Annotated in this window: 19 protein-coding genes; 11 read left to right on the top strand and 8 right to left on the bottom strand. The window is 73.3% G+C overall.

The genetic code is table 11. The features are described from left to right. The 5 genes from ACI8AP_RS15945 to ACI8AP_RS15965 are packed head-to-tail and all read left to right on the top strand — an operon-like array spanning window position 1 to window position 3,355. Window positions 1–354 carry a Rieske (2Fe-2S) protein gene (locus ACI8AP_RS15945; RefSeq protein WP_456590343.1) on the top strand — a complete coding sequence of 118 codons (354 nt, stop codon included), beginning with the start codon at window positions 1–3 and terminating at the stop codon, window positions 352–354. 16 nt (window positions 355–370) lie between these two features. Further along, a complete protein-coding gene (sufC, locus tag ACI8AP_RS15950) occupies window positions 371–1,144 on the top strand; it encodes a Fe-S cluster assembly ATPase SufC (RefSeq protein WP_456590344.1) in 774 nt (257 codons plus the stop codon). Then, complete coding sequence (locus tag ACI8AP_RS15955) at window positions 1,141–2,481, top strand: cysteine desulfurase (protein WP_456590345.1); 1,341 nt, start codon at window positions 1,141–1,143, stop codon at window positions 2,479–2,481. Before sufC ends, ACI8AP_RS15955 begins: the two co-directional genes overlap by 4 nt. Then, the gene (gene sufU / locus ACI8AP_RS15960; RefSeq protein ID WP_456590346.1) at window positions 2,481–2,954 is read left to right on the top strand and encodes a Fe-S cluster assembly sulfur transfer protein SufU; all 474 of its coding nucleotides are present in this window, start codon (window positions 2,481–2,483) and stop codon (window positions 2,952–2,954) included. The genes ACI8AP_RS15955 and sufU overlap by 1 nt, the downstream gene beginning before the upstream one ends. Beyond that, window positions 2,951–3,355, top strand: coding sequence for a metal-sulfur cluster assembly factor (locus ACI8AP_RS15965; RefSeq protein ID WP_269193641.1), 405 nt, complete (start codon window positions 2,951–2,953; stop codon window positions 3,353–3,355). Before sufU ends, ACI8AP_RS15965 begins: the two co-directional genes overlap by 4 nt. A gap of 67 nt (window positions 3,356–3,422) precedes the next feature. On the opposite strand, the gene ACI8AP_RS15970 is transcribed toward ACI8AP_RS15965, so the two are convergent. Together ACI8AP_RS15970 and ACI8AP_RS15975 are read right to left on the bottom strand one after the other, a co-directional pair. After that, the gene (locus tag ACI8AP_RS15970; protein WP_456590347.1) at window positions 3,423–5,276 is read right to left on the bottom strand and encodes an SCO7613 C-terminal domain-containing membrane protein; all 1,854 of its coding nucleotides are present in this window, start codon (window positions 5,274–5,276) and stop codon (window positions 3,423–3,425) included. A 65-nt stretch (window positions 5,277–5,341) separates the two neighbouring features. After that, window positions 5,342–6,397, bottom strand: coding sequence for a S1C family serine protease (locus ACI8AP_RS15975; protein WP_456590348.1), 1,056 nt, complete (start codon window positions 6,395–6,397; stop codon window positions 5,342–5,344). Between the two features lie 178 nt (window positions 6,398–6,575). Between ACI8AP_RS15975 and ACI8AP_RS15980 the strand changes: the two genes are divergently transcribed. The 5 genes from ACI8AP_RS15980 to ACI8AP_RS16000 all read left to right on the top strand — a co-directional run bounded on the left by ACI8AP_RS15980 (window position 6,576) and on the right by ACI8AP_RS16000 (window position 12,293). Next, a complete protein-coding gene (locus ACI8AP_RS15980) occupies window positions 6,576–8,177 on the top strand; it encodes an ABC-F family ATP-binding cassette domain-containing protein (RefSeq protein WP_456590349.1) in 1,602 nt (533 codons plus the stop codon). A 373-nt stretch (window positions 8,178–8,550) separates the two neighbouring features. Then, entirely contained in the window at window positions 8,551–8,781 is a 231-nt protein-coding gene (locus tag ACI8AP_RS15985) for a helix-turn-helix domain-containing protein (protein ID WP_269193646.1), read from the top strand. 64 nt (window positions 8,782–8,845) lie between these two features. Then, complete coding sequence (locus ACI8AP_RS15990) at window positions 8,846–9,595, top strand: enoyl-CoA hydratase/isomerase family protein (protein ID WP_456590350.1); 750 nt, start codon at window positions 8,846–8,848, stop codon at window positions 9,593–9,595. Window positions 9,596–9,680: 85 nt separating this feature from the next. After that, entirely contained in the window at window positions 9,681–11,573 is a 1,893-nt protein-coding gene (locus ACI8AP_RS15995; protein ID WP_456590351.1) for an ABC transporter ATP-binding protein, read from the top strand. Between the two features lie 255 nt (window positions 11,574–11,828). Further along, entirely contained in the window at window positions 11,829–12,293 is a 465-nt protein-coding gene (locus ACI8AP_RS16000; protein ID WP_456590352.1) for an SgcJ/EcaC family oxidoreductase, read from the top strand. Between the two features lie 7 nt (window positions 12,294–12,300). On the opposite strand, the gene ACI8AP_RS16005 is transcribed toward ACI8AP_RS16000, so the two are convergent. Together ACI8AP_RS16005 and ACI8AP_RS16010 are read right to left on the bottom strand one after the other, a co-directional pair. Next, entirely contained in the window at window positions 12,301–13,281 is a 981-nt protein-coding gene (locus tag ACI8AP_RS16005) for a DUF881 domain-containing protein (protein WP_456590353.1), read from the bottom strand. 15 nt (window positions 13,282–13,296) lie between these two features. Beyond that, a complete protein-coding gene (locus tag ACI8AP_RS16010) occupies window positions 13,297–13,818 on the bottom strand; it encodes an Lrp/AsnC family transcriptional regulator (RefSeq protein WP_456590354.1) in 522 nt (173 codons plus the stop codon). A gap of 169 nt (window positions 13,819–13,987) precedes the next feature. Between ACI8AP_RS16010 and hppD the strand changes: the two genes are divergently transcribed. Next, window positions 13,988–15,193 (top strand): 4-hydroxyphenylpyruvate dioxygenase, encoded by a 1,206-nt coding sequence (hppD, locus tag ACI8AP_RS16015; protein ID WP_456590355.1) that lies wholly within the window; start codon window positions 13,988–13,990, stop codon window positions 15,191–15,193. A 336-nt stretch (window positions 15,194–15,529) separates the two neighbouring features. Here hppD and ACI8AP_RS16020 read toward each other — a convergent pair whose 3' ends face one another. Genes ACI8AP_RS16020 through ACI8AP_RS16035 form a run of 4 tightly spaced genes read right to left on the bottom strand, consistent with a single transcriptional unit; the run spans window position 15,530 to window position 20,097 of the window. Then, entirely contained in the window at window positions 15,530–15,691 is a 162-nt protein-coding gene (locus tag ACI8AP_RS16020; RefSeq protein WP_456590356.1) for a hypothetical protein, read from the bottom strand. A 5-nt stretch (window positions 15,692–15,696) separates the two neighbouring features. After that, window positions 15,697–16,425 (bottom strand): sirohydrochlorin chelatase, encoded by a 729-nt coding sequence (locus tag ACI8AP_RS16025; RefSeq protein ID WP_456590357.1) that lies wholly within the window; start codon window positions 16,423–16,425, stop codon window positions 15,697–15,699. 58 nt (window positions 16,426–16,483) lie between these two features. Then, window positions 16,484–17,239 (bottom strand): SDR family oxidoreductase, encoded by a 756-nt coding sequence (locus tag ACI8AP_RS16030; RefSeq protein WP_456590358.1) that lies wholly within the window; start codon window positions 17,237–17,239, stop codon window positions 16,484–16,486. Then, window positions 17,239–20,097 carry an aconitate hydratase gene (locus tag ACI8AP_RS16035; RefSeq protein ID WP_456590359.1) on the bottom strand — a complete coding sequence of 953 codons (2,859 nt, stop codon included), beginning with the start codon at window positions 20,095–20,097 and terminating at the stop codon, window positions 17,239–17,241. The genes ACI8AP_RS16030 and ACI8AP_RS16035 overlap by 1 nt, the downstream gene beginning before the upstream one ends. Window positions 20,098–20,212 lie beyond the last annotated feature (115 nt).

Here is a 20,212-nt window from a genome sequence, read left to right on the forward strand (position 1 = left end):
ATGGCGTTCGAACGGGTCTGCGCGCTGGCCGACGTCCCCGAGAACGGCTCCCTGCGGGTCGAGCTCGCGGACGTCGACGTCGCCGTCGTCCGGTTCGAGGGGCAGCTCTACGCCCTGGAGGACCGGTGCTCGCACGCCGACGTCCCCCTGACCGACGGGGACGTCGAAACCTTCGACGGCGCCCCCACCATCGAGTGCTTCCTGCACGGGTCGTGCTTCGACCTGCGCACCGGTGAACCCACCAACCTGCCGGCCACCGAGCCGGTCGACGTCTACCCCGTCCGCGTGGAGGGGGAGGACGTGCTCGTCGACACCGAAGCCGACGGCCGCCTCCCGCTCGCGGCCGGTGAATGAAGGAGCGAGAAGAGAAGTGTCCGTTCTGGAGATCCGCGACCTGCACGTCAGCGTGGGCGAGGGTGACGACGCCAAGGAGATCCTCCGCGGCGTCGACCTGACCGTCCGCTCGGGCGAGACCCACGCCATCATGGGCCCCAACGGGTCGGGCAAGTCGACCCTGGCCTACTCGATCGCCGGCCACCCCAAGTACACGATCACGGGGGGCACCGTCACCCTCGACGGCGAGGACGTCCTCGAGATGAGCGTGGACGAGCGCGCCCGCGCCGGCCTGTTCCTCGCCATGCAGTACCCGGTCGAGGTCCCCGGCGTCTCGGTGTCGAACTTCCTGCGCACCGCCGCCACCGCCATCAAGGGCGAGGCGCCGAAGCTGCGCACCTGGGTCAAGGACGTCAAGACCGAGATGTCCGGCCTGGAGATGGACCCGGCGTTCGCCGAGCGCAACGTCAACGAGGGCTTCTCCGGCGGTGAGAAGAAGCGCCACGAGATCCTGCAGATGCGGCTGCTCAAGCCCGCCATCGCGATCCTCGACGAGACCGACTCCGGGCTCGACGTCGACGCGCTGCGCGTCGTCTCCGAGGGCGTCAACCGCAGCCGCGAGGACAGCGACGTCGGCGTCCTGCTCATCACGCACTACACGCGCATCCTGAAGTACATCAAGCCCGACTTCGTGCACGTCTTCGTCGCCGGCAAGGTCGTCGACGAGGGTGGCCCGGAGCTCGCCGCCAAGCTCGAGGACGAGGGCTACGCGTCCTACGTCAAGGGCACCCCGGAGGTCGCATCCGCATGACCCAGCTCGTCTCGCGTCCCGGAGGGGCGCAGCAGGCGCCTCTTCCGCTGGACGTCGAGGCGATCCGGGCGGACTTCCCGATCCTGACGCGCACCGTCCGGGACGGGAAGCGGCTGGTCTACCTCGACTCCGGGGCGACCTCGCAGAAGCCGCGCCAGGTGCTCGACGCCGAGCGCTGGTTCTACGAGAACGTCAACGCCGCGCCGCACCGGGGGGCCCACCAGCTCGCCGAGGAGGCGACCGCGGCGTACGAGGAGGCCCGGGCGAAGATCGGCGCCTTCATCGGGGCCCCCGAGAACGAGATCGTCTTCACGCGGAACACCACCGAGGCGATCAACCTGGTGGCCTACGCGCTCTCCAACGCCGCGACGGCGAAGGAGCCGGAGTTCCGCACCTACGCGGTGGGCCAGGGCGACGAGATCGTGGTCACCGAGATGGAGCACCACGCCGACCTGATCCCGTGGCAGCAGCTGTGCGAGCGCACCGGGGCGACCCTGCGCTGGCTGGGCCTCACCGACGACGGCCGGCTGGACCTCTCGGACCTCGGCACGGTGGTCAACGAGCGCACCAAGCTGGTCGCCGTCACCCAGCAGTCGAACATCCTCGGCACGATCAACCCGCTCGAGGGGATCGTCGCCCGGGCCCACGAGGTCGGCGCCCTGGTGCTGGTCGACGGGGCACAGTCGGTGCCGCACCAGCCGGTCGACGTGCAGATGCTGGGCGCGGACTTCCTGGTGTTCTCCGGTCACAAGATGCTCGGGCCCACCGGCGTCGGCGTCCTCTGGGGCCGCTACGAGGTGCTCGACAAGCTCCCCCCCTTCCTCACCGGTGGCTCGATGATCGAGGTCGTGCGGATGGAGGGCAGCACCTTCATGCCGCCGCCGCAGCGCTTCGAGGCCGGCGTGCCGATGACCGCGCAGGTGGTCGGGCTCGGCGCCGCCGTCGACTACCTGCAGGCGCTCGGGATGGACAAGGTCGAGGAGCACGAGAAGGCGCTCACCGGCTACGCGCTGGCCAGGCTGGCCGAGATCCCCGGCGTCACGGTGGTCGGCCCGCCCGACACCGTCGCCCGCGGCGGGGCGATTTCCTTCACCGTCGAGGGCGTCCACCCGCACGACGTCGGCCAGGTGCTCGACGACCTCGGCATCGCCGTTCGGGTGGGGCACCACTGCGCCTGGCCGGTGGTGCGGCGCTACGGCGTGCCGGCCACCACCCGCGCGACGTTCTACGTGCACACCGGCTACGACGACATCGACGCACTCGCCGACGGCATCCGGGAAGCACAGCGCTTCTTCGGTGTTGCACCCTCTGGAGACAGTGAGGGAGCAGCGAGCTGATGCAGCTGGAGTCGATGTACCAGGAGATCATCCTGGACCACTACAAGAACCCGCACGGACGCGGTCTGCGTGATCCGTTCGACGCCGAGGTACACCACGTCAACCCGACCTGCGGTGACGAGGTGACCCTGCGCGTGCGGCTCGACGGCGACACGGTCGCCGACGTGTCCTACGAGGGCATGGGCTGCTCGATCAGCCAGGCATCGGTCTCGGCCATGTACGACCTGGTCGTCGGCAAGCGCGTGACCGAGGCGCTGGAGACCGGCGAGCACTTCATGACCCTGATGCAGGCCAAGGGCGACCCGGCCGTCGCCGAGAAGCTCGAGGACGAGCTGGAGGACGCCGTCGCGTTCGCCGGCGTCTCCAAGTACCCGGCGCGGATCAAGTGCGCGCTGATGAGCTGGATGGCCCTGAAGGACGCCTCGGCGCGGGCGATGTCCGCGACCACGACCCCGGCTGGAGGCCAGGCATGAGCGAGACCACCGAGAACGCCACACCCGCGACCGACGGAGCGCCCGGCGACCTGCCGGCCTACAAGTCGGCGCTGCTCGAGGACCTCGAGGAGGCGATGCGTGACGTCGTCGACCCCGAGCTCGGCGTCAACGTCGTCGACCTCGGCCTCGTCTACGGGCTCGACGTCGACGACAGCAACGGTGACTCCAGCGTCGCGATCATCGACATGACGCTGACCAGCGCGGCCTGCCCGCTGACCGACGTCATCGAGGACCAGGCGCGCCAGGCGCTCACCGGTGGCCCCGGCCCCGGCCTGGTCGACGACATCCGGATCAACTGGGTCTGGATGCCGCCGTGGGGCCCGGACAAGATCACCGACGACGGCCGCGAGCAGCTGCGCGCTTTGGGTTTCCGGGTCTAGAAGGACCCCTTCGCCCCCCACCTCTCGCACGCTCGGGGCGGGCCCCTGCGAAGGGGCCGCCCGTTCGTCACCGGAGGTCGGTGAGACGGGTCGCGAAGAACGGCACGGGGTGCCGTTCGCGCAGGGATCCCACCGCGAGCAGGAAGCTGCCCACGGCGAGGGCCATCCCCAGGGGCCAGGGCAGCGCCGGCACCGCGAGGCCGACCGCGACGGCGAGCGCGGCGCCGGCGCCCACGGTCAGCGGCGTGCGCACCCCGCTGCGGGCGCCGAGGACCATGAGTGCTGCCGCGGCGACGAGCACCCCGACCGCGCGCGACCCGTCCGGCGCGACCACGGCGATCGCCGTCGAGGGCACCACGGCGGCCAGGAGGCCGGGGCCCCATGCCGGCCACGAGCGGCCGTGGGTCAGCCGCGGCCCCGCCGCCAGCAGCAACCCGGCGGCCGCCGACAGCGAGTACCACTCCACGGCGGAGAGGTCCGCAGCACCTGCGGCCACCCAGACCGCGGCGACCAGCTGCCCGGCCCCGACCCGCCAGGCCACCAGCGTGCGCGCCGGCGGATCGTCCCCGGTGGGCGAGGTGCCCCCGGTCCCGGCCGGCACGGGCACCGCAGTGGGGTGCACCGGCTCCGGGCGCCGCCCGGTCCGCCAGGCCCACCACAGGGTGAACAGCCCCTGGGCCGCCAGGTGGGCGGCCAGGACCGGCCGGTCGCCGGCCGCCAGCGGCACGAGCACCGCCGCCCCCGCGCACACCGCGGCCACCCGAACCGTGGGCCGGCGGCTAGCGGCCGCCAGCCCGGCGCCGACCGTCATCGCCACCCCGTAGAGGGCGGTGAGCAGAACGGCGGCCACCGGCGCGGTCAGCGCATCGGCCGGCAGGGCCAGCAGCACCGAGCCGGCCAGGCACCCGACGGTGGTGGGCAGGGCGACCGGGCGGTCGTCCCCGCGACGGACGGCGACGAGCGCCGTCGGCAGCGCGGTCAGCAGCAGCAGGACCGACAGGGCCGCCCACGCCTCCCCGGCCACCAGGCGCAGCACGCACAGCACCGCGGTCACGACGCCACCGGCCACCGCCGCGGGCAGCAGCAGGTCTCGCCGCCAGCCGTGCAGCGTGGATGCGGCGAGGTTCGCGGTGACCACCCCGCCGTAGGCGGTGAGCGTGGTGGCTACGACGCCCCACGAGGAGAACGCACTCGCGACCGCCGCTCCGGCCACCGCACCGGCGACGACGGGAACCGCCCGGGGCGGTCCGAGGAGGCGCTCCAGCGGAGCGCGGAGCCGGGCGAGGAGCAGGCCGCCCGCGGCCCCGACGACGAGCGCGGCGGTGAGCCACTGCCGCGTCCCGGCGGCGTGCCAGACCTCGGTGGTTCCGGCGACCACGCCGAACAGCCACCACGGGGCGGTGGTGACCAGCGCGATCCGCGCCACGGCGGGACGGGCGGCGGCGGCGGTCCCCAGGCCCACCAGCGCCACGGTGAGACAGGCGTCGGTGCGCGGGCCGTCGGCGAGGCCGCCGAGGGCCCCGAGCACGGCCAGCTGCAGCGTGGCCCAGGCCGCCACCGGCCAGGCCGCCGTGGACGGGGCGAGGAACCGCAGCGCCAGGAACGCCGCGGTCAGCCCCCCGCCGACCGCGGTGGACGGCGCGAGGACGCCGCCGGCCGGTGCGAGGGCGGCCAGCGACAATCCCGCGGCAGTGGCCGCCAGGCTCTCCTCGGAGCTGCGCAGGCGCTCGCGGGCGGCGCGGACCGAGCCGGCGGCGGCGGCCGCGGCGAGCGCCAGGAGCAGCCCGCGCACCGCCCAGCCGCCGGAGGCCGAGGCCACCGCGGCGCCGGCGGTCACCAGGAGGACCGCCCCGACGCCCAGCAGCACCTGCGGGGGGCGGGCGCGGTAGGCGAGCGGGGACGTGCCGACCGGCCGCGTCATGGCCGCCTCCTCCCTCCGCCCGGGTGCCGTCCCACCGTGGAGCTGTGCCCGTGCCGGGCAGCCCGTCAACCCGCGGGCTGCCGCTCCGCCAGGGTCAGGGACACCGTCTCGGTCGAGCCGTCGCCGCGCACCACGGACAGCTCCAGGGTGTCACCGGGGTCGTGGGCCCGGACGACGGAGACGAACTCCTCGGCGCCGCGCAGGGGTTCGCCGTCCGCCTCGGTGAGGACGTCCCCGGGGCTCAGCCGGGCCGCGGCCGCCGGCCCGTCGGGGGCGACCTCGGCGACGACCACGCCGCTGGTCCGCGGGGTCCCGAGCTGCTCGGCGATCCGCTCGGTGAGCGTGACCGGGACCAGGCCGGCGAAGGCGTGGCTCACGGTCCCGTCCTCGAGCAGCTGCTCCACCACGTCCACGACGGTCGCGGCAGGGATGGCGAACCCGAGCGCCACCGCACCGGTCGAGGGCGGCAGGTAGGCCTCGTTGATCCCGACGACCTCGCCGTCGGCGTTGGCCAGGGCCCCGCCGCTGCTCCCCGGGCTGATCGCCGCGTCGGTCTGGATCAGGTCGACCAGCGGCAGCTGCGCGCCGCTGGTCCCGGCGGGGATGTCGCGGTGGAGCCCGGAGATCACCCCGGTGGTGATCGTGTTCTCGAAGCCCAGCGGGCTGCCGATCGCCACGGCCGGTTCCCCGGGCGCGGGCAGCTCCTCCTGGAACGTGGCGGCGGGCAGGTCGTCGCGGTCGGCGCGGAGCAGCGCGAGATCGGAGACCGGGTCGGCGGCCAGGACGGCGGCCCGGCCGCGCCGGCCGTCGGCGAAGGCGATCTCCACCTCCTGCTGGTCGGCGACGACGTGGGCGTTGGTGACGATCAGCCCCTCGTCGCTGTAGACCACGCCGCTCCCCAGGCCGGGACCGGAGAGGATCGTGACCACGCTGGCCTCGAGGACCTCGACGACCCCGGTGGCGTCGGTGAGGCTGGTCACCGCCCCGGAGCCGCCCCCCGTTCCCGGGGCGGCGCCGGTCGGCGGTTCCTCCCCGTCACCGGTGCAGGCCGCCAGCGCGAGCAGCGTCGCCAGCAGGACCGCCGGCAGGGCGCGCGGGCGGCGTGGGGGAGTAGCGGTCATGGCGGTCCCTGCGGAAGGGGCTGTCGTCTGCCCTGTCTCGGATCGGGGTGCGGGGGCGGGCGGGTGCAGCAGCCTTTTTGCCGAACCTAGGCGCAAGTCCCGGTCCCGACCACCGCAGCCGACGGGGGTGGGCCGTGACGAGGCCCGGCCGCTGCGCGGGGGTCCTACACTGGGAGCAGTGATCACGACGACCGGCCTGGAGCTGCGCGCCGGCGCCCGCATCCTCATCAGCGAGGCCAACCTGCGCGTGCAGCCCGGTGACCGCATCGGCCTGGTCGGGCGCAACGGCGCGGGCAAGACCACCACCCTGACCACCCTGGCCGGTGAGCGGCTCCCGCACGCCGGGAAGGTCGAGGTCAGCGGCGAGATCGGCTACCTGCCGCAGGACCCGCGCAGCGGTGATCTCGACATCACCGCCAGCGACCGGGTGCTCTCCGGCCGCGGGCTCGACGTCCTGCGCAACCAGATGGTGAAGGCGCAGGTCGCGATGGCCGAGCCGGCCGACGACGCCGAGCAGGACAAGGCCGTCCGCCGGTACGGGCGCCTCGAGGACCAGTTCGCCGCCCTGGGGGGCTACGCCGCGGAGAGCGACGCGGCGCGCATCTGCACCAACCTGGGCCTGCCCGACCGGGTGCTGGCCCAGCCGCTGCGCACCCTCTCCGGTGGCCAGCGCCGGCGCGTGGAGCTGGCCCGGATCCTCTTCTCCGACGCCGAGACGCTGCTGCTCGACGAGCCCACCAACCACCTCGACGGCGACTCGATCACCTGGCTCAAGGGGTTCCTCTCCAGCCACCGGGGTGGACTGATCGTCATCAGCCACGACGTCGAGCTGCTCGACGCCGTCGTCAACAAGGTGTGGCACCTGGACGCCAACCGGGCGACGGTCGACGTCTACAACCTCGGCTGGAAGCCCTACCTTGCCCAGCGGGAGACCGACGAGCGCCGGCGCAAGCAGGAGCGGGCCAACACCGAGCGGAAGATCGACACCCTCAACGCGCAGGCCGACAAGATGCGCGCCAAGGCGACGAAGGCCAAGGCCGCCAAGAGCATGGACAAGCGCGCCGAGCGGCTGGCCGCCGGCCTGGCCGACGTGCGGGTGCAGGACAAGGTCGCGAAGCTGCGCTTCCCGACGCCGGCCGCGTGCGGGAAGACGCCGCTCACCGCCGAGGGGCTGTCCAAGAGCTACGGCTCGCTGGAGATCTTCACCGACGTCGACCTGGCGGTGGACCGCGGCACCCGCGTGGTCGTGCTGGGGCTCAACGGCGCGGGCAAGACCACGCTGCTGCGGATGCTGGCCGGCACCGAGGTGCCCGACACCGGCGAGGTCAAGGCCGGGCACGGGCTGCGCGTCGGTTACTACGCGCAGGAGCACGAGACCCTTGACATGGACCGGACGCTGCTGGAGAACATGCGCTCCGCGGCGCCGGACAGCACGGACACCGAGCTGCGCCGCATCCTCGGCGCCTTCCTGTTCTCGGGGGAGACGGTCGACCAGCGCACCGGCACGCTCTCCGGCGGTGAGCGGACCCGGCTGGCGATGGCGACGCTCGTCGTCTCCGGCTCGAACGTGCTGCTGCTCGACGAGCCGACCAACAACCTCGACCCGGCCAGTCGCGAGCAGGTGCTCGACGCGCTGCGCACGTACGCCGGGGCGATCGTGCTGGTCACCCACGACGAGGGCGCGGTGCGGGCGCTGAACCCCGACAAGGTGATCCTGCTGCCCGACGGCACCGAGGACACCTGGAGCGAGGACTTCGCCGACCTGGTCGAGCTCGCGTAGCAGATCGTCGGCCTCCGGCCGACACCGCGGCCACGCGCCGTCCCCCGCTGCGACGAGCGAGTCCCCGGCGCTCGTCGGGGGACCTCCGGCCCCCGCTCCTCGCGCCGCCTCGCGGGGCGGCTCCCGCTGGCACCGCGACCAGGTGCCGTCGCTCTCCGGGTGCCCCCGTCCGCACCGTCCCTCGGGAACCCTCCGGGCCCCGCTCGGGACGACACAGGTTCACCTGGCCGACACCTGGGGTGTGGGTGATCATGGGGTGGCGGGAGCCGTGGTCGACGGGACGGCGGCACCACGGCGACAGCCAACACACGGGCCGCCGCGCGAGCCGGCACTGCCGGCGCCGGGAGACCGGTGGCCGACACGGAGGGGAGCCATGGCCGACACCAGCACGTCCGACCTCGGCAAGGGCAAGCGGATCACCGGCGGGGACCGGTCGACGCTCGCCGACGAGCTGCGCAAGCGCTACGACGAGGGCGAGAGCATCCGGTCGCTGGCCACCTCGACGAACCGGTCCTACGGGTTCGTGCACCGCCTGCTGTCGGAGTCCGGGGCCTCGCTGCGCAGCCGCGGTGGGGCCAACCGGAATAGTAAGAAGAGTGAGTGAGCCCGCGAACGAACCAGTAGGCACAGCACCAGACCCCACCAGTTCCGCCGCCACGCCCGGCTGGGTGCGGACGAGCCGTGAGGGCGCCGTCCTCACGGTCACGCTGGACCGCCCGGACCAGCTGAACGCGCAGACGCCGGAGACCTGGTCGGCGCTGGCCGACGTCGGGGCCGCGCTCGACGAGGACGTCCGCGTCGTCGTCGTGCGCGGCTCGGGACGGGCCTTCTCGGCGGGCCTGGACCGCAGCATGTTCGACACCGGCTCCACCACCGGCGGGGGGCTCGGCGAGCTCGTCCGGTTGCCGGTGGAGGAGGCGCAGGAGCGGATCCGGTCCTACCAGGCCGGCTTCCGCTGGCTCCGCTCGCCGGGGATCGTCTCGGTCGCCGCGGTGCAGGGCCACGCCATCGGCGCCGGCGCCCAGCTCGCGCTCGCCTGCGACCTGCGGGTGTTCACCGACGACGCGCAGCTCCGGTTGCCCGAGGTGACCCTCGGCCTCGTCCCGGACCTGACCGGTACCAGCACGCTGGTGGAGCTCGTCGGCTACTCGCGCGCGCTGGAGCTGTGCATGACCGGCCGGGCCGTGGGCGCCGCCGAGGCGCAGGCGATCGGCCTGGCGACCGTGGTGGTGCCGCGGGTGGAGCTGGACGCAGCGGTCGCCGACCTGACCGCGGCCCTGGTGGCCCCGCCCGTCGGGGCCAGCCGGGCGACGGCCGCGCTGGTGCGGTCCGCCGTCCGCAACGACTTCGCCAGCCAGGACGCCGCCGAGCGCGCCGCCCAGGTACAGCGGCTGCACGATCTGGCCGGCGGTCGCTGACGGACTCCCAGGAACAAGCGCGGTCGCGTCCCGGTTGCAGGAGCCGCCGGGGCGCGACCGGCGGGCGTCGGGAGGTGCGGTGGACATGAGCAGCCCCATGACGTCGATGGCCGCCATGCGGTCGTTCAAGCGCGACCCCTCGGTCACCGCCCGGCAGCTGCCGAAGGGGACCGTCCGGCGCATCATCGGCATCGCCCGGCCCTACCGGCGCGAGCTGACCCTCTTCCTGCTGCTGGTGGTCGGGTCGTCGGTCATCGGCGTCGTCACGCCGCTGCTGGCCGGCGACATCGTCAACCGGATCGCCGACCTCGAGGGCACCGCGGGCGGCATCGTCCGGATCGCGCTGGTCATCGCCGGCCTGGCGGTCGTCGACGCCGCCATCTCCCTGGGCACGCGCTGGTACTCCGCGCGCATCGGCGAGGGGGTCATCTACGACCTGCGCAGCCGGGTCTTCGAGCACGTCCAGCGGATGCCGGTCGCCTTCTTCACCCGCACGCAGACCGGCGCGCTGGTCAGCCGGCTGAACAACGACGTCGTCGGCGCGCAGCAGGCGTTCACCTCGACCCTGTCGGGCGTGGTCTCCAACGTCATCGGGCTGGTGCTCACCGCGGGCGTCATGCTGACGCTCTCGTGGCAGATCACGCTGCTGTCGCTGGCGCTGGTGCCGCTGTTCGTACTGCCCGCGCGCCGCATCGGCCGCCGGCTGCAGGAGATCACCCGGGAGTCCTACGCGCTCAACGCCTCGATGAACGCCACGATGACCGAGCGCTTCAACGTCGCCGGCGCGCTCCTGGTGAAGCTCTTCGGCCGGCCCGCCGCCGAGGCCGAGTCGTTCCGCGGGCGGGCCGCCCGGGTCCGCGACATCGGCGTCCTGTCGGCCATGTACGGGCGCACCTTCTTCACCGCGCTGACGCTCGTGGCGGCCCTGGCGACCGCGCTGGTGTACGGCCTCGGCGGCTGGCTGGCGTTCACCGGCTCGCTGAGCCCCGGCGCGGTCGTCGCCCTGGCGCTGCTGCTGTCCCGGCTCTACGGGCCGCTGACGGCGCTGGCCAACGTCCGGGTCGACGTGATGAGCGCGATGGTCAGCTTCGACCGGGTCTTCGAGGTGCTCGACCTCCCGCCGATGATCCGCGAGGCGCCCGACGCCGTGCCCGTGCCGGCCGAGGACCGCTCCATCGAGTTCGAGCACGTCTCCTTCAGCTACCCGGCCGGCGCCGACGTCTCGCTGCCGTCGCTGGAGGAGGTGTCGCTGCCCGAGCACGGGGGGCCGGTCGACGTCCTCCACGACGTCTCCTTCCGGGTCGCCCCCGGCCAGCTGGTCGCCCTGGTCGGCCACTCGGGGGCCGGGAAGTCGACGATCGCCCACCTCGTCCCGCGGCTGTACGACGCGACCGGTGGCACCGTCCGCGTCGGCGGCGTGGACGTGCGGCGGGCGACGCTCTCCTCCCTGCGCGACGCGATCGGCGTCGTCAGCCAGGACGCGCACCTGTTCCACGACACCATCGGCGCCAACCTGCGCTACGCCCGGCCGGAGGCCACCGACGAGCAGCTGTGGGAGGCGCTCACCGGGGCCCGCATCGCCGACCTGGTGCGCTCGCTGCCCCAAGGGCTGGAGACGGTGGTCGGTGACCGCGGCTACCGCCTCTCGGGCGGGGAGAAGCAGCGGCTGGCCATCGCCCGCGTGCTGCTGAAGGCGCCCGGCATCGTGATCCTCGACGAGGCGACCGCACACCTGGACAGCGAGTCCGAGGCCGCGGTGCAGCACGCCCTCGACACCGCGCTGGCCGGCCGGACGTCGCTGGTCATCGCGCACCGGCTGTCGACGATCCGCAGCGCCGACCAGATCCTCGTCGTCGACGAGGGTCGGATCGTGGAGGCGGGCACGCACCAGGAGCTGCTGGCGCGCGACGGCCGGTACGCCGACCTGCACCGCACCCAGTTCGCGCAGCAGGAGCCGCGGTCCGTCGTCGTCGGGTGACCGGATCCGAGTGCGATCGATCGCTCTGCGCGCATGCTCGTGCACGCCCTGTGGCAGGCGCTCGGGCGCGTGCCGGTGGTGGTCGATCTGACGGCGGGTCACTGCGGCGAGCGTCGAACGGGAGTGGCTCCCGGACCACTAGCGTCACTCCTGTCCCAGGCGGCCGCAGCCCGGGACACGTGGCCGGGCTGGCGCGGCCACGCGGAACCACAGCAGGCGTCGGGACGTGCCGACGAACGCCAGCGAGGAGGAGACGTGACCGCAGCGCACCCGCAGGACGCTCAGATCCAGGCGCTCTACGCGGAGTTCATCGACGGCTGGAACCGGCGCAGCGGCGCGGCGGTGGCGGCCGGGTTCGCCGACGACGGCGACATCATCGGGTTCGACGGCAGCCACCACCGGGGCCGGCTGTCGATCGCGGCAGACCTGCGGCAGGTGTTCACCTCGCAGCAGACGCCCGCCTACGTGGCGGTCGTCCGCTCGGTCCGCCCGGTCGGGGAGGGCGTGGCGATGCTGACCGCCCACGCGGGCATGATCCCCGCGGGTGCCGGCGACCTCGATCCGGAGCTGAACGCCGTCCACACCATGATCGCCGTCGACGACGGGCGCGGCCGCTGGCGCATCTCGCTGTTCCAGGTCACCCCGGCGGCGTGGCCTCAGCACCCCGAGGCGCGGGAGGCGCTGACCGACGAACTGCGGGGCCTGCTCATCCCGCAGTGACCGCGGGTCAGTCGACGGTGGCGTCCACGGAGACGAGATCCTCCTGGTCCACCCGCGCCTTGCCGCCCGCGCGGGCGACGTCGGCGATCACCCCGCCGGACACCGAGAGGGCGACGTCCATCGCGGCCGGCGGGCCGATCGCGAGGAAGTCGTAGGGGGCGGTCAGCGGCTGCCCGTCGATGCGCAGGGCGCCGGGGGAGCCGGTCACCGCGCTGGACGCGACGACCCGCACGTCGTCGACCTGCAGCACCTCCGCCCCGGCGCCGCGGAGCTCCTGGATGGCGCCGAGGATCACCGAGGTCGGGACCGCGCCGCCGGGGTCCTGGATGGTCAGCCGCACCCCGGGGCCTCTCGCCGGGAGCGTGCCCGCCAGGATGCCGATGGCCTCCGCCCGTGACCGCGCCTCCGCCAGTGCGCTGCCGGACTCCTCCTGCCCGCTGCCCAGGTCCTCGAGGGTCTGCCGCGTCTCTGCGATCTGCTGGCGCAGCGTCGCCTCCCGGGCGCCGAGCTCGTCCAGGATCACCACGAGGTCGGCCTCCCGGCGCACGTCCTGGTCGCCGGGCTCCGCCGTGCTGCGGATCTGGACGGTGAGCGCGAAGCCGAGTGCGACGGCGAGGGCGGCGGTGGTCGCGACGGCGACCGGCCGGCTCCACGAGCGCGTCGGGAGTGAATCTCCAGTAGAGGTTGAGGTAGCTCCGGAACGAGCGCCGTCGTCGCTGGTCAGCGGGGTCGCGTCGTCGGGGGTGGGCGGTGCCGCGTCGTCGGGACGACCCTCCGGTGCCGGGCTGTCCCCAGCCCCCGCCCCGTCCTCGACGCGATCTCCGGCCTGGGCGTCGGCCCGGTCCTCGGGTCCGGTCCGGCGCTCGGCGCCGGCCTCGTCCTGGGCATCCGCGCCGTCCTCGGCGCGGGCCTCGTCCACGGCAGGGGTGGGAGGTGCGGGGGTGGGATCGGCCCCGGGTGACGCATCGCTCCGTTCGTCGCCGTCCATCGGCCCCACAGTAGGTCAGCCGCGGGCCGGCTCTCGGTAGCTGGGCGAGCGCCCCGACCCGGGCGCCGCCTCGGAGCGCAGCAGCGGCAGGGCGCGCCAGGGCACCAGGCAGGTCAGCGCCACCACGCTCGTCGACCGGACGACCGAGGCCGAGCGGTTCAGCTGCACCAGGATCTCCTGCAGCGCCTCGTGGGAGGCGGCGGCCACGCGGCAGATCACGTCGCCGCTGCCGGTGGTGGCGTGGGCCTCGAGGATCCCGGGGATCGCCTCGAGGTCCCGGTGCACCGCGTCGAGCGCCCCCTGTGCGATCTCGAGGGTCACGAAGGCCTGCACGCCGAACCCGGCGGCGGCCACGTCCACGTCCGGGCCGAAACCGGTGACCACCCCCGATGCTTCCAGTCGCTGTAAGCGCGCCGTGGCCGTGGCGCGCGCGACGCCGACGACCCGGGCGATCTCCAGCAGCCCGGCGCGCGGGTGGTCGTGCAGCGCCTCCAGCAGCGCGACGTCGAGGGTGTCCAGTTCACGGGGCCGGCTCATCGTGCCTCCTTCACGTCATCAGCTGTGCAGTCTGCACAGCCGGAGGTGCCCAGAGCCAGTCCGAGCGAGCAGCCAGCGCAGTCGCAGGGTGCTTGCTTGCGCAGCAGGGCCGTGTCGGTGTGGTGTGACACGGGACACGGGACACGCGAACGGACGAGGAGGAGGCGCGATGACGCTCGAGCAGGTGCTCAACGACGAGGAACGGCTCGCAGGCCTGGACCTGCCGCAGCTGCAGCAGCTGGTCGGCCTGGTGGAGTACGACCCCTCCGGGGATCCCTTCCCGGTCACCGGCTGGGACGGGCTGGTGTGGGTCGTGGGCAACGCCGTGCAGACGGCGCACTTCTTCCAGTCGGCGTTCGGCATGCAGCTGGTCGCCTACTCCGGCCCCGAGACGGGGAACCGGGACCACCACGCCTTCGTGCTCACCTCGGGGGCCGCGCGGTTCGTCGTCCAGGGGGCCTACGACCCGGCGAGCCCGCTGGCCGACCACCACCGTCTGCACGGCGACGGCATCGTCGACATCGCCCTCGCCGTCCCCGACGTCGACCGCTGCATCGCGCACGCCCGGGCCCAGGGCGCCACGGTGCTCGAGGAGCCGCACGACGTGAGCGACGAGCACGGCACCGTGCGCCTGGCGTCCCTCGCGGCCTATGGCGACACCCGGCACACCCTGGTCGACCGGTCCCGCTACGCCGGGGCCTACCTGCCCGGTTACGTGGCGCGGACGTCGTCCTTCGTGAAGCGCCCCGGAGCGCCGAAGCGGCTGTTCCAGGCCGTCGACCACGTCGTCGGCAACGTCGAGCTCGGGGCGATGGACCAGTGGGTGGACTTCTACAACCGGGTCATGGGGTTCACGAACATGGCCGAGTTCATCGGCGACGACATCGCGACCGACTACTCCGCGCTGATGAGCAAGGTGGTCGCCAACGGCAACCACCGGGTCAAGTTCCCGCTCAACGAGCCGGCGATCGCGAGGAAGAAGTCGCAGATCGACGAGTACCTGGAGTTCTACCGGGGCCCTGGCGCGCAGCACGTCGCCCTGGCGACCAACGACATCCTGGCCACGGTCGACGCGATGACCGCCGAGGGTGTGGAGTTCCTGGCCACGCCGGACTCCTACTACGAGGATCCGGAGCTCCGTGCGCGGATCGGGACGGTGCGGGTGCCGATCGAGGAGCTGCAGCGGCGCGGCATCCTGGTGGACCGCGACGAGGACGGCTACCTGCTGCAGATCTTCACCAAGCCGACCGGTGACCGGCCCACAGTCTTCTTCGAGCTCATCGAGCGGCACGGCTCGCTCGGGTTCGGCAAGGGCAACTTCAAGGCGCTCTTCGAGGCGATCGAGCGCGAGCAGGAGCGCCGCGGCAACTTCTGAGGAGGGGGCTCCCGGCGGGGCATACTGCCGTCGTGCCGGCCGGGACCCCACGCGACCCCGGGCCGCTCCTCCTGGCCGCGGTGGCCGGCGCCGCCCACGTGGTCGTCGGCTACTTCTACCTGGCGAGCGGGCTGGTCGTCCCGAGGTACGCGCTGCTCCCGCTGTGGGTGCTCTGGCTGCTGCCCGCGGTGCTGCTGGCCCGGCTCGCAACCACCCGATCCCGGTGGACACCGCTCGTGCCGGTGGGGGCTGCGGCGCTGCTCGTCCTGGCGGTGGTCGCCGGTGACCAGTTCCTCGGCTGGCAGGCCCGAGCCGGAGACGGGGAGACGCCGGGGCTCAGTCGCCCGGGCCGGCGGGGCTCGGTCCGGTGGTCGCGCGCTGCTCGTCGGCGTGGGTGCGGAGGGCGTGCAGCACCGCACGGTTCACCACCACGTAGATCGCCAGGAGGAACAGGCCGACGACGACCAGGTACAGGGCGAGAATGATCAGCGACGTCACCGGCGTCAGGCTATCGGCCGGCCGGGCCCGTCCGGGAGCGCCGCGTCGTAGCGGTCGAGGAGCACGGCGGCGATGCGGTCGTCGGGCAGGAGGGGCGCCGTGATCGCGTCCGCGCCGGCCCCGGCCAGCTTGTCGTGGAAGTGGCCCGGCGCGAGGAGGTAGGAGGCGATGACCACCTGCTCCGCCCCGGCCTTCCGGGCGCCGGCCACCGCGTCGGGGACCGGTGGCTGCGCGGCGGAGCCGTAGCCGGTCGTCACTGGCCCGGCCCACGACGCCTGGAGGAGGGCGGCCGTGCGCTCGACGTCGGCCACCGACCGGGGATCGCTGGAACCGGCGGCGGCCAGGACCACCGCGGTCGACGGGTCGGCCGGGTCGGCGCCCGACTCGACCAGCCGGGCGAGCAGCACCTCGGCCAGCCGGGGGTCGGGCCCCAGCGGCCGGGCGGCGACGGCGGACTCCGCGGCGGCGACGGCGCCGGCGATGTCGACGTGCACGTGATAGCCGCCGGAGAGCAGCAGCGGGACGACGACGGCGGGGCGACCGGCGGCCGCCAGCTCGGCGACCACGTCCACGACCGTCGGGGGCTGCACGTCGACGAACGCCGCGGTGGTGACCAGGCCGGGACGAAGCCGGCGCGCGGCCAGCGCCAGCTCGGCGATCAGCCGGCGGCCGGTGGGGTTGCGGGTGCCGTGGGCGCAGGCCACCAGGACGGGCGCCTGCGACTGTGCGCTCATCGGGGTGTCCGGACCGGGGATGGCCCGATGAGCACACATGTGCGGTGGTCGGGTGCGATCACAGCGCGCGGGTGACGCCGCCGTCGACGGCGATCATCGTCCCGGTCAGGTAGGAGGCGGCGGGGGAGAGGGCGAACGCCGCCACCCGGCCGAACTCCTCCGGTCGCCCGACCCGGCGGAGGGGGATCGAGGCCTCGGTCCGGGCCCGCATGGCGGCGGGATCCGGGGATGCCGCTTCGATCTCGGTGATCCGGTCGGTGGCGATGGTCCCCGGCATCAGCCCGACCACGCGGATCCCCTTCGGCCCGAGTTCGTCGGCCAGCGCCTTGGCCGTCATGGCCAGACCCGGGCGCAGGCCGTTCGAGATGGCCAGGTGGCCGATCGGCTGCCGGACCGACGTGGAGAGGACGAACCCGATGCACGCCCCCTCGGCCAGGTGCGGGACCAGCGCCCTGACCAGCCGCAGCGGACCGAGGAGGACGTTCTCCACCCCGGCCCGCCAGTCGGCCTCCGTCGTCTCCAGCACCTGCCCCCGGGCCGGCCCGCCGACGGAGATCAGCGCGCCGTCGACCCGCCCCAGCCGCTCGAGCGCCGAGGAGACCAGGTGCTCGGCGGTGTCCGGGTCGGCGAGGTCGGCCGGGACGCCGGATGCCGCCGTCCCCAGGGCGGAGACGGCGGCGTCGACGGAGTCGGCGGAGCGGGAGCTGACCAGCACCCGGGCCCCGTCGTCGACGAGGGCCCGGGCGGTCGCGAACCCCAGCCCCCGGCTCGCGCCGGTGAGCAGGTATCCGCGACCGCCCAGGCCCAGGTCCATCAGGCGGCAGAGCCCCGCAGCGAGCGCAGGACGTACTGCATGATCCCGCCGTTGCGGTAGTAGTTCGCCTCGCCGGGGGTGTCGATGCGGACGCGGGCGTCGAACTCCACGTCCCCCGCCTTCACCTTCACCGTGCGCGGGATCTCGCCGTCGTTGAGGGCGGTGATCCCGGTGATGGTGAACTCCTCGTCGCCGGTCAGGCCGAGTGACTCGCGGTTCTGGCCCTCGGGGAACTGCAGCGGCAGCACGCCCATGCCGATGAGGTTCGAGCGGTGGATGCGCTCGTAGCTCTCGGCGATGACGGCCTTGACGCCGAGCAGCGCGGTGCCCTTGGCGGCCCAGTCGCGCGACGAGCCCGAGCCGTACTCCTTGCCGGCCAGCACGACCAGCGGGATGCCGGCGTCGATGTAGGCGCGGGAGGCGTCGTAGATCGTCGTCGTCTCGCCGGTCAGGTGGTTCTTGGTGACGCCACCCTCGGTGCCCGGCACCAGCTGGTTGCGCAGCCGGATGTTGGCGAACGTGCCGCGGATCATCACCTCGTGGTTCCCGCGGCGCGAGCCGTAGGAGTTGAAGTCGCGGCGGTCCACACCGTGCTCGCGCAGGTACTTCCCGGCGGGGGAGTCGGCCTTGATCGAACCGGCCGGCGAGATGTGGTCGGTGGTCACCGAGTCACCGAGCACCGCCAGGGTGCGCGCGCCGGCGATGTCCTCGACCGGGGCGGGCTCGGCCGGCATGCCGTCGAAGTACGGAGGACGCCGGACGTAGGTGCTGTCCTCGGCCCACTCGAAGGTGTCGCCGGTCGGGGTGGGCAGGTTCTGCCACTGCTCGGTGCCGGCGAACACGTCCTCGTAGCTGCGGCCGAACTGCTCGGCGGACACCGCGTGGTCGATGACCCGCTGGACCTCCTGCGGGGAGGGCCAGATGTCGCGCAGGAAGACGTCGTTGCCGTCGGCGTCGGTGCCCAGGGGGTCGTTGTTCAGGTCGACGTCCATGGAGCCGGCCAGGGCGTAGGCGATGACCAGCGGCGGCGAGGCCAGGTAGTTCATCTTGACGTCGGGGTTGATCCGGCCCTCGAAGTTCCGGTTGCCCGAGAGCACCGAGACCACGGCGAGGTCGGCCTCGTTGACCGCCTGGCTCACCGGCTCCGGGAGCGGGCCGGAGTTGCCGATGCAGGTCGTGCAGCCGTAGCCGACCAGGTAGAAGCCCAGCTTCTCCAGGTACGGGGTGAGCTCGGCCTTCTCGTAGTAGTCCATGACGACCTTGGACCCGGGGGCCAGCGTCGTCTTCACCCACGGCTTGCTGGTCAGCCCGCGCTCGACGGCGTTCTTCGCCAGCAGCGCGGCGCCGATCATCACCTGTGGGTTGGAGGTGTTGGTGCACGAGGTGATCGCGGCGATCACGACGTGCCCGTGGTCGACGTAGGTCTCCGTGCCGTCCTCCATGACCACCCGGGTGGGCTTGGACGGGCGGTCCGGGACGCGGTCGGGGATGACCTGGTGGTTCGGCTTGCCGGCCTCCCCGTTGCCGTGCGCGAACGGGCTGACCGGGTCGGAGGCCGGGAAGGACTCGGCCGAGGCCTCGTCGGCCGCCGACTCGACGCCGTAGGGCTGCTCGTGACCGGGAACGCCGGGCTTGCGGTCCTCGCCGCCCGTCTCGTCGTCGGCCACGTAGTCGGCCAGCGACGTGCGGAACGCCGGCTTCGCCTCGGTGATCGCCACCCGGTCCTGCGGGCGCTTGGGCCCGGCGATCGACGGGACGACGGTGGCGAGGTCCAGCTCGAGGTACTCGGAGAAGGCCGGCTCGCGCGACGGGTCGTGCCAGAGGCCCTGCTCCTTGGCGTAGGCCTCGACGAGCTTGACCTGCTCCTCGGAGCGGCCGGTCAGCTTCAGGTAGGTGATGGTCTCCTGGTCGATGGGGAACATCGCCGCGGTGGAGCCGAACTCCGGGCTCATGTTGCCGATCGTGGCGCGGTTGGCCAGCGGCACCGCCGAGACGCCCTCCCCGTAGAACTCGACGAACTTCCCGACCACACCGTGCTCGCGCAGCATCTCGGTGATGGTGAGCACGAGGTCGGTGGCGGTGGCGCCGTCCGGGAGCTGGCCGGAGAGCTTGAAGCCGACCACGCGCGGGATGAGCATCGAGACCGGCTGGCCGAGCATCGCGGCCTCGGCCTCGATGCCGCCGACGCCCCAGCCCAGCACGCCCAGGCCGTTGACCATCGTGGTGTGCGAGTCAGTGCCGACGCAGGTGTCGGGGTAGGCGATGACGCGGTCGCCCTCGGGGCGCGGGAAGACGACCCGGGCCAGGTGCTCGATGTTGACCTGGTGGACGATGCCGGTGCCCGGGGGGACGACCTTGAAGTCGCTGAAGGCGCCCTGGCCCCAGCGCAGGAACTGGTAGCGCTCGCCGTTGCGCTCGTACTCGATCTCGACGTTGCGCTGGAACGAGTCCTCGGTGCCGAAGATGTCGGCGATCACCGAGTGGTCGATGACCAGCTCGGCCGGGGCGAGCGGGTTGATCTTCTGCGGGTCGCCGCCCAGCTCCGCCATCGCCTCGCGCATGGTGGCGAGGTCGACGATGCAGGGGACACCGGTGAAGTCCTGCATGACCACGCGGGCCGGGGTGAACTGGATCTCCTGGTCGGGCTCGGCCGACGGGTCCCAGTTGGCGATCGCCCGGATGTGGTCGGCGGTGATGTCCGCGCCGTCCTCGGTGCGCAGCAGGTTCTCGAGAAGGATCTTCAGGCTGAAGGGCAGCTTCTCCGCGCCCTCCACCGCGTCGAGCCGGTAGATGTCGTACTCGGTGCCGTCGACGTCGAGCGTCGCCCGGGCTCCGAAGCTGTCCTTGCTGGCTGCCACTGCTCTGCGCCTACCCCTCGTGGTTCATCGCGCTTCGTTGACCACCCCCGATCATCCCAGTTCGTAGCCGGGACCACCGAGTCAGGCGACCCTTCCCTCACCCCGTGACCCGCGT

The organism is Blastococcus sp. SYSU DS1021 (assembly GCF_054050995.1).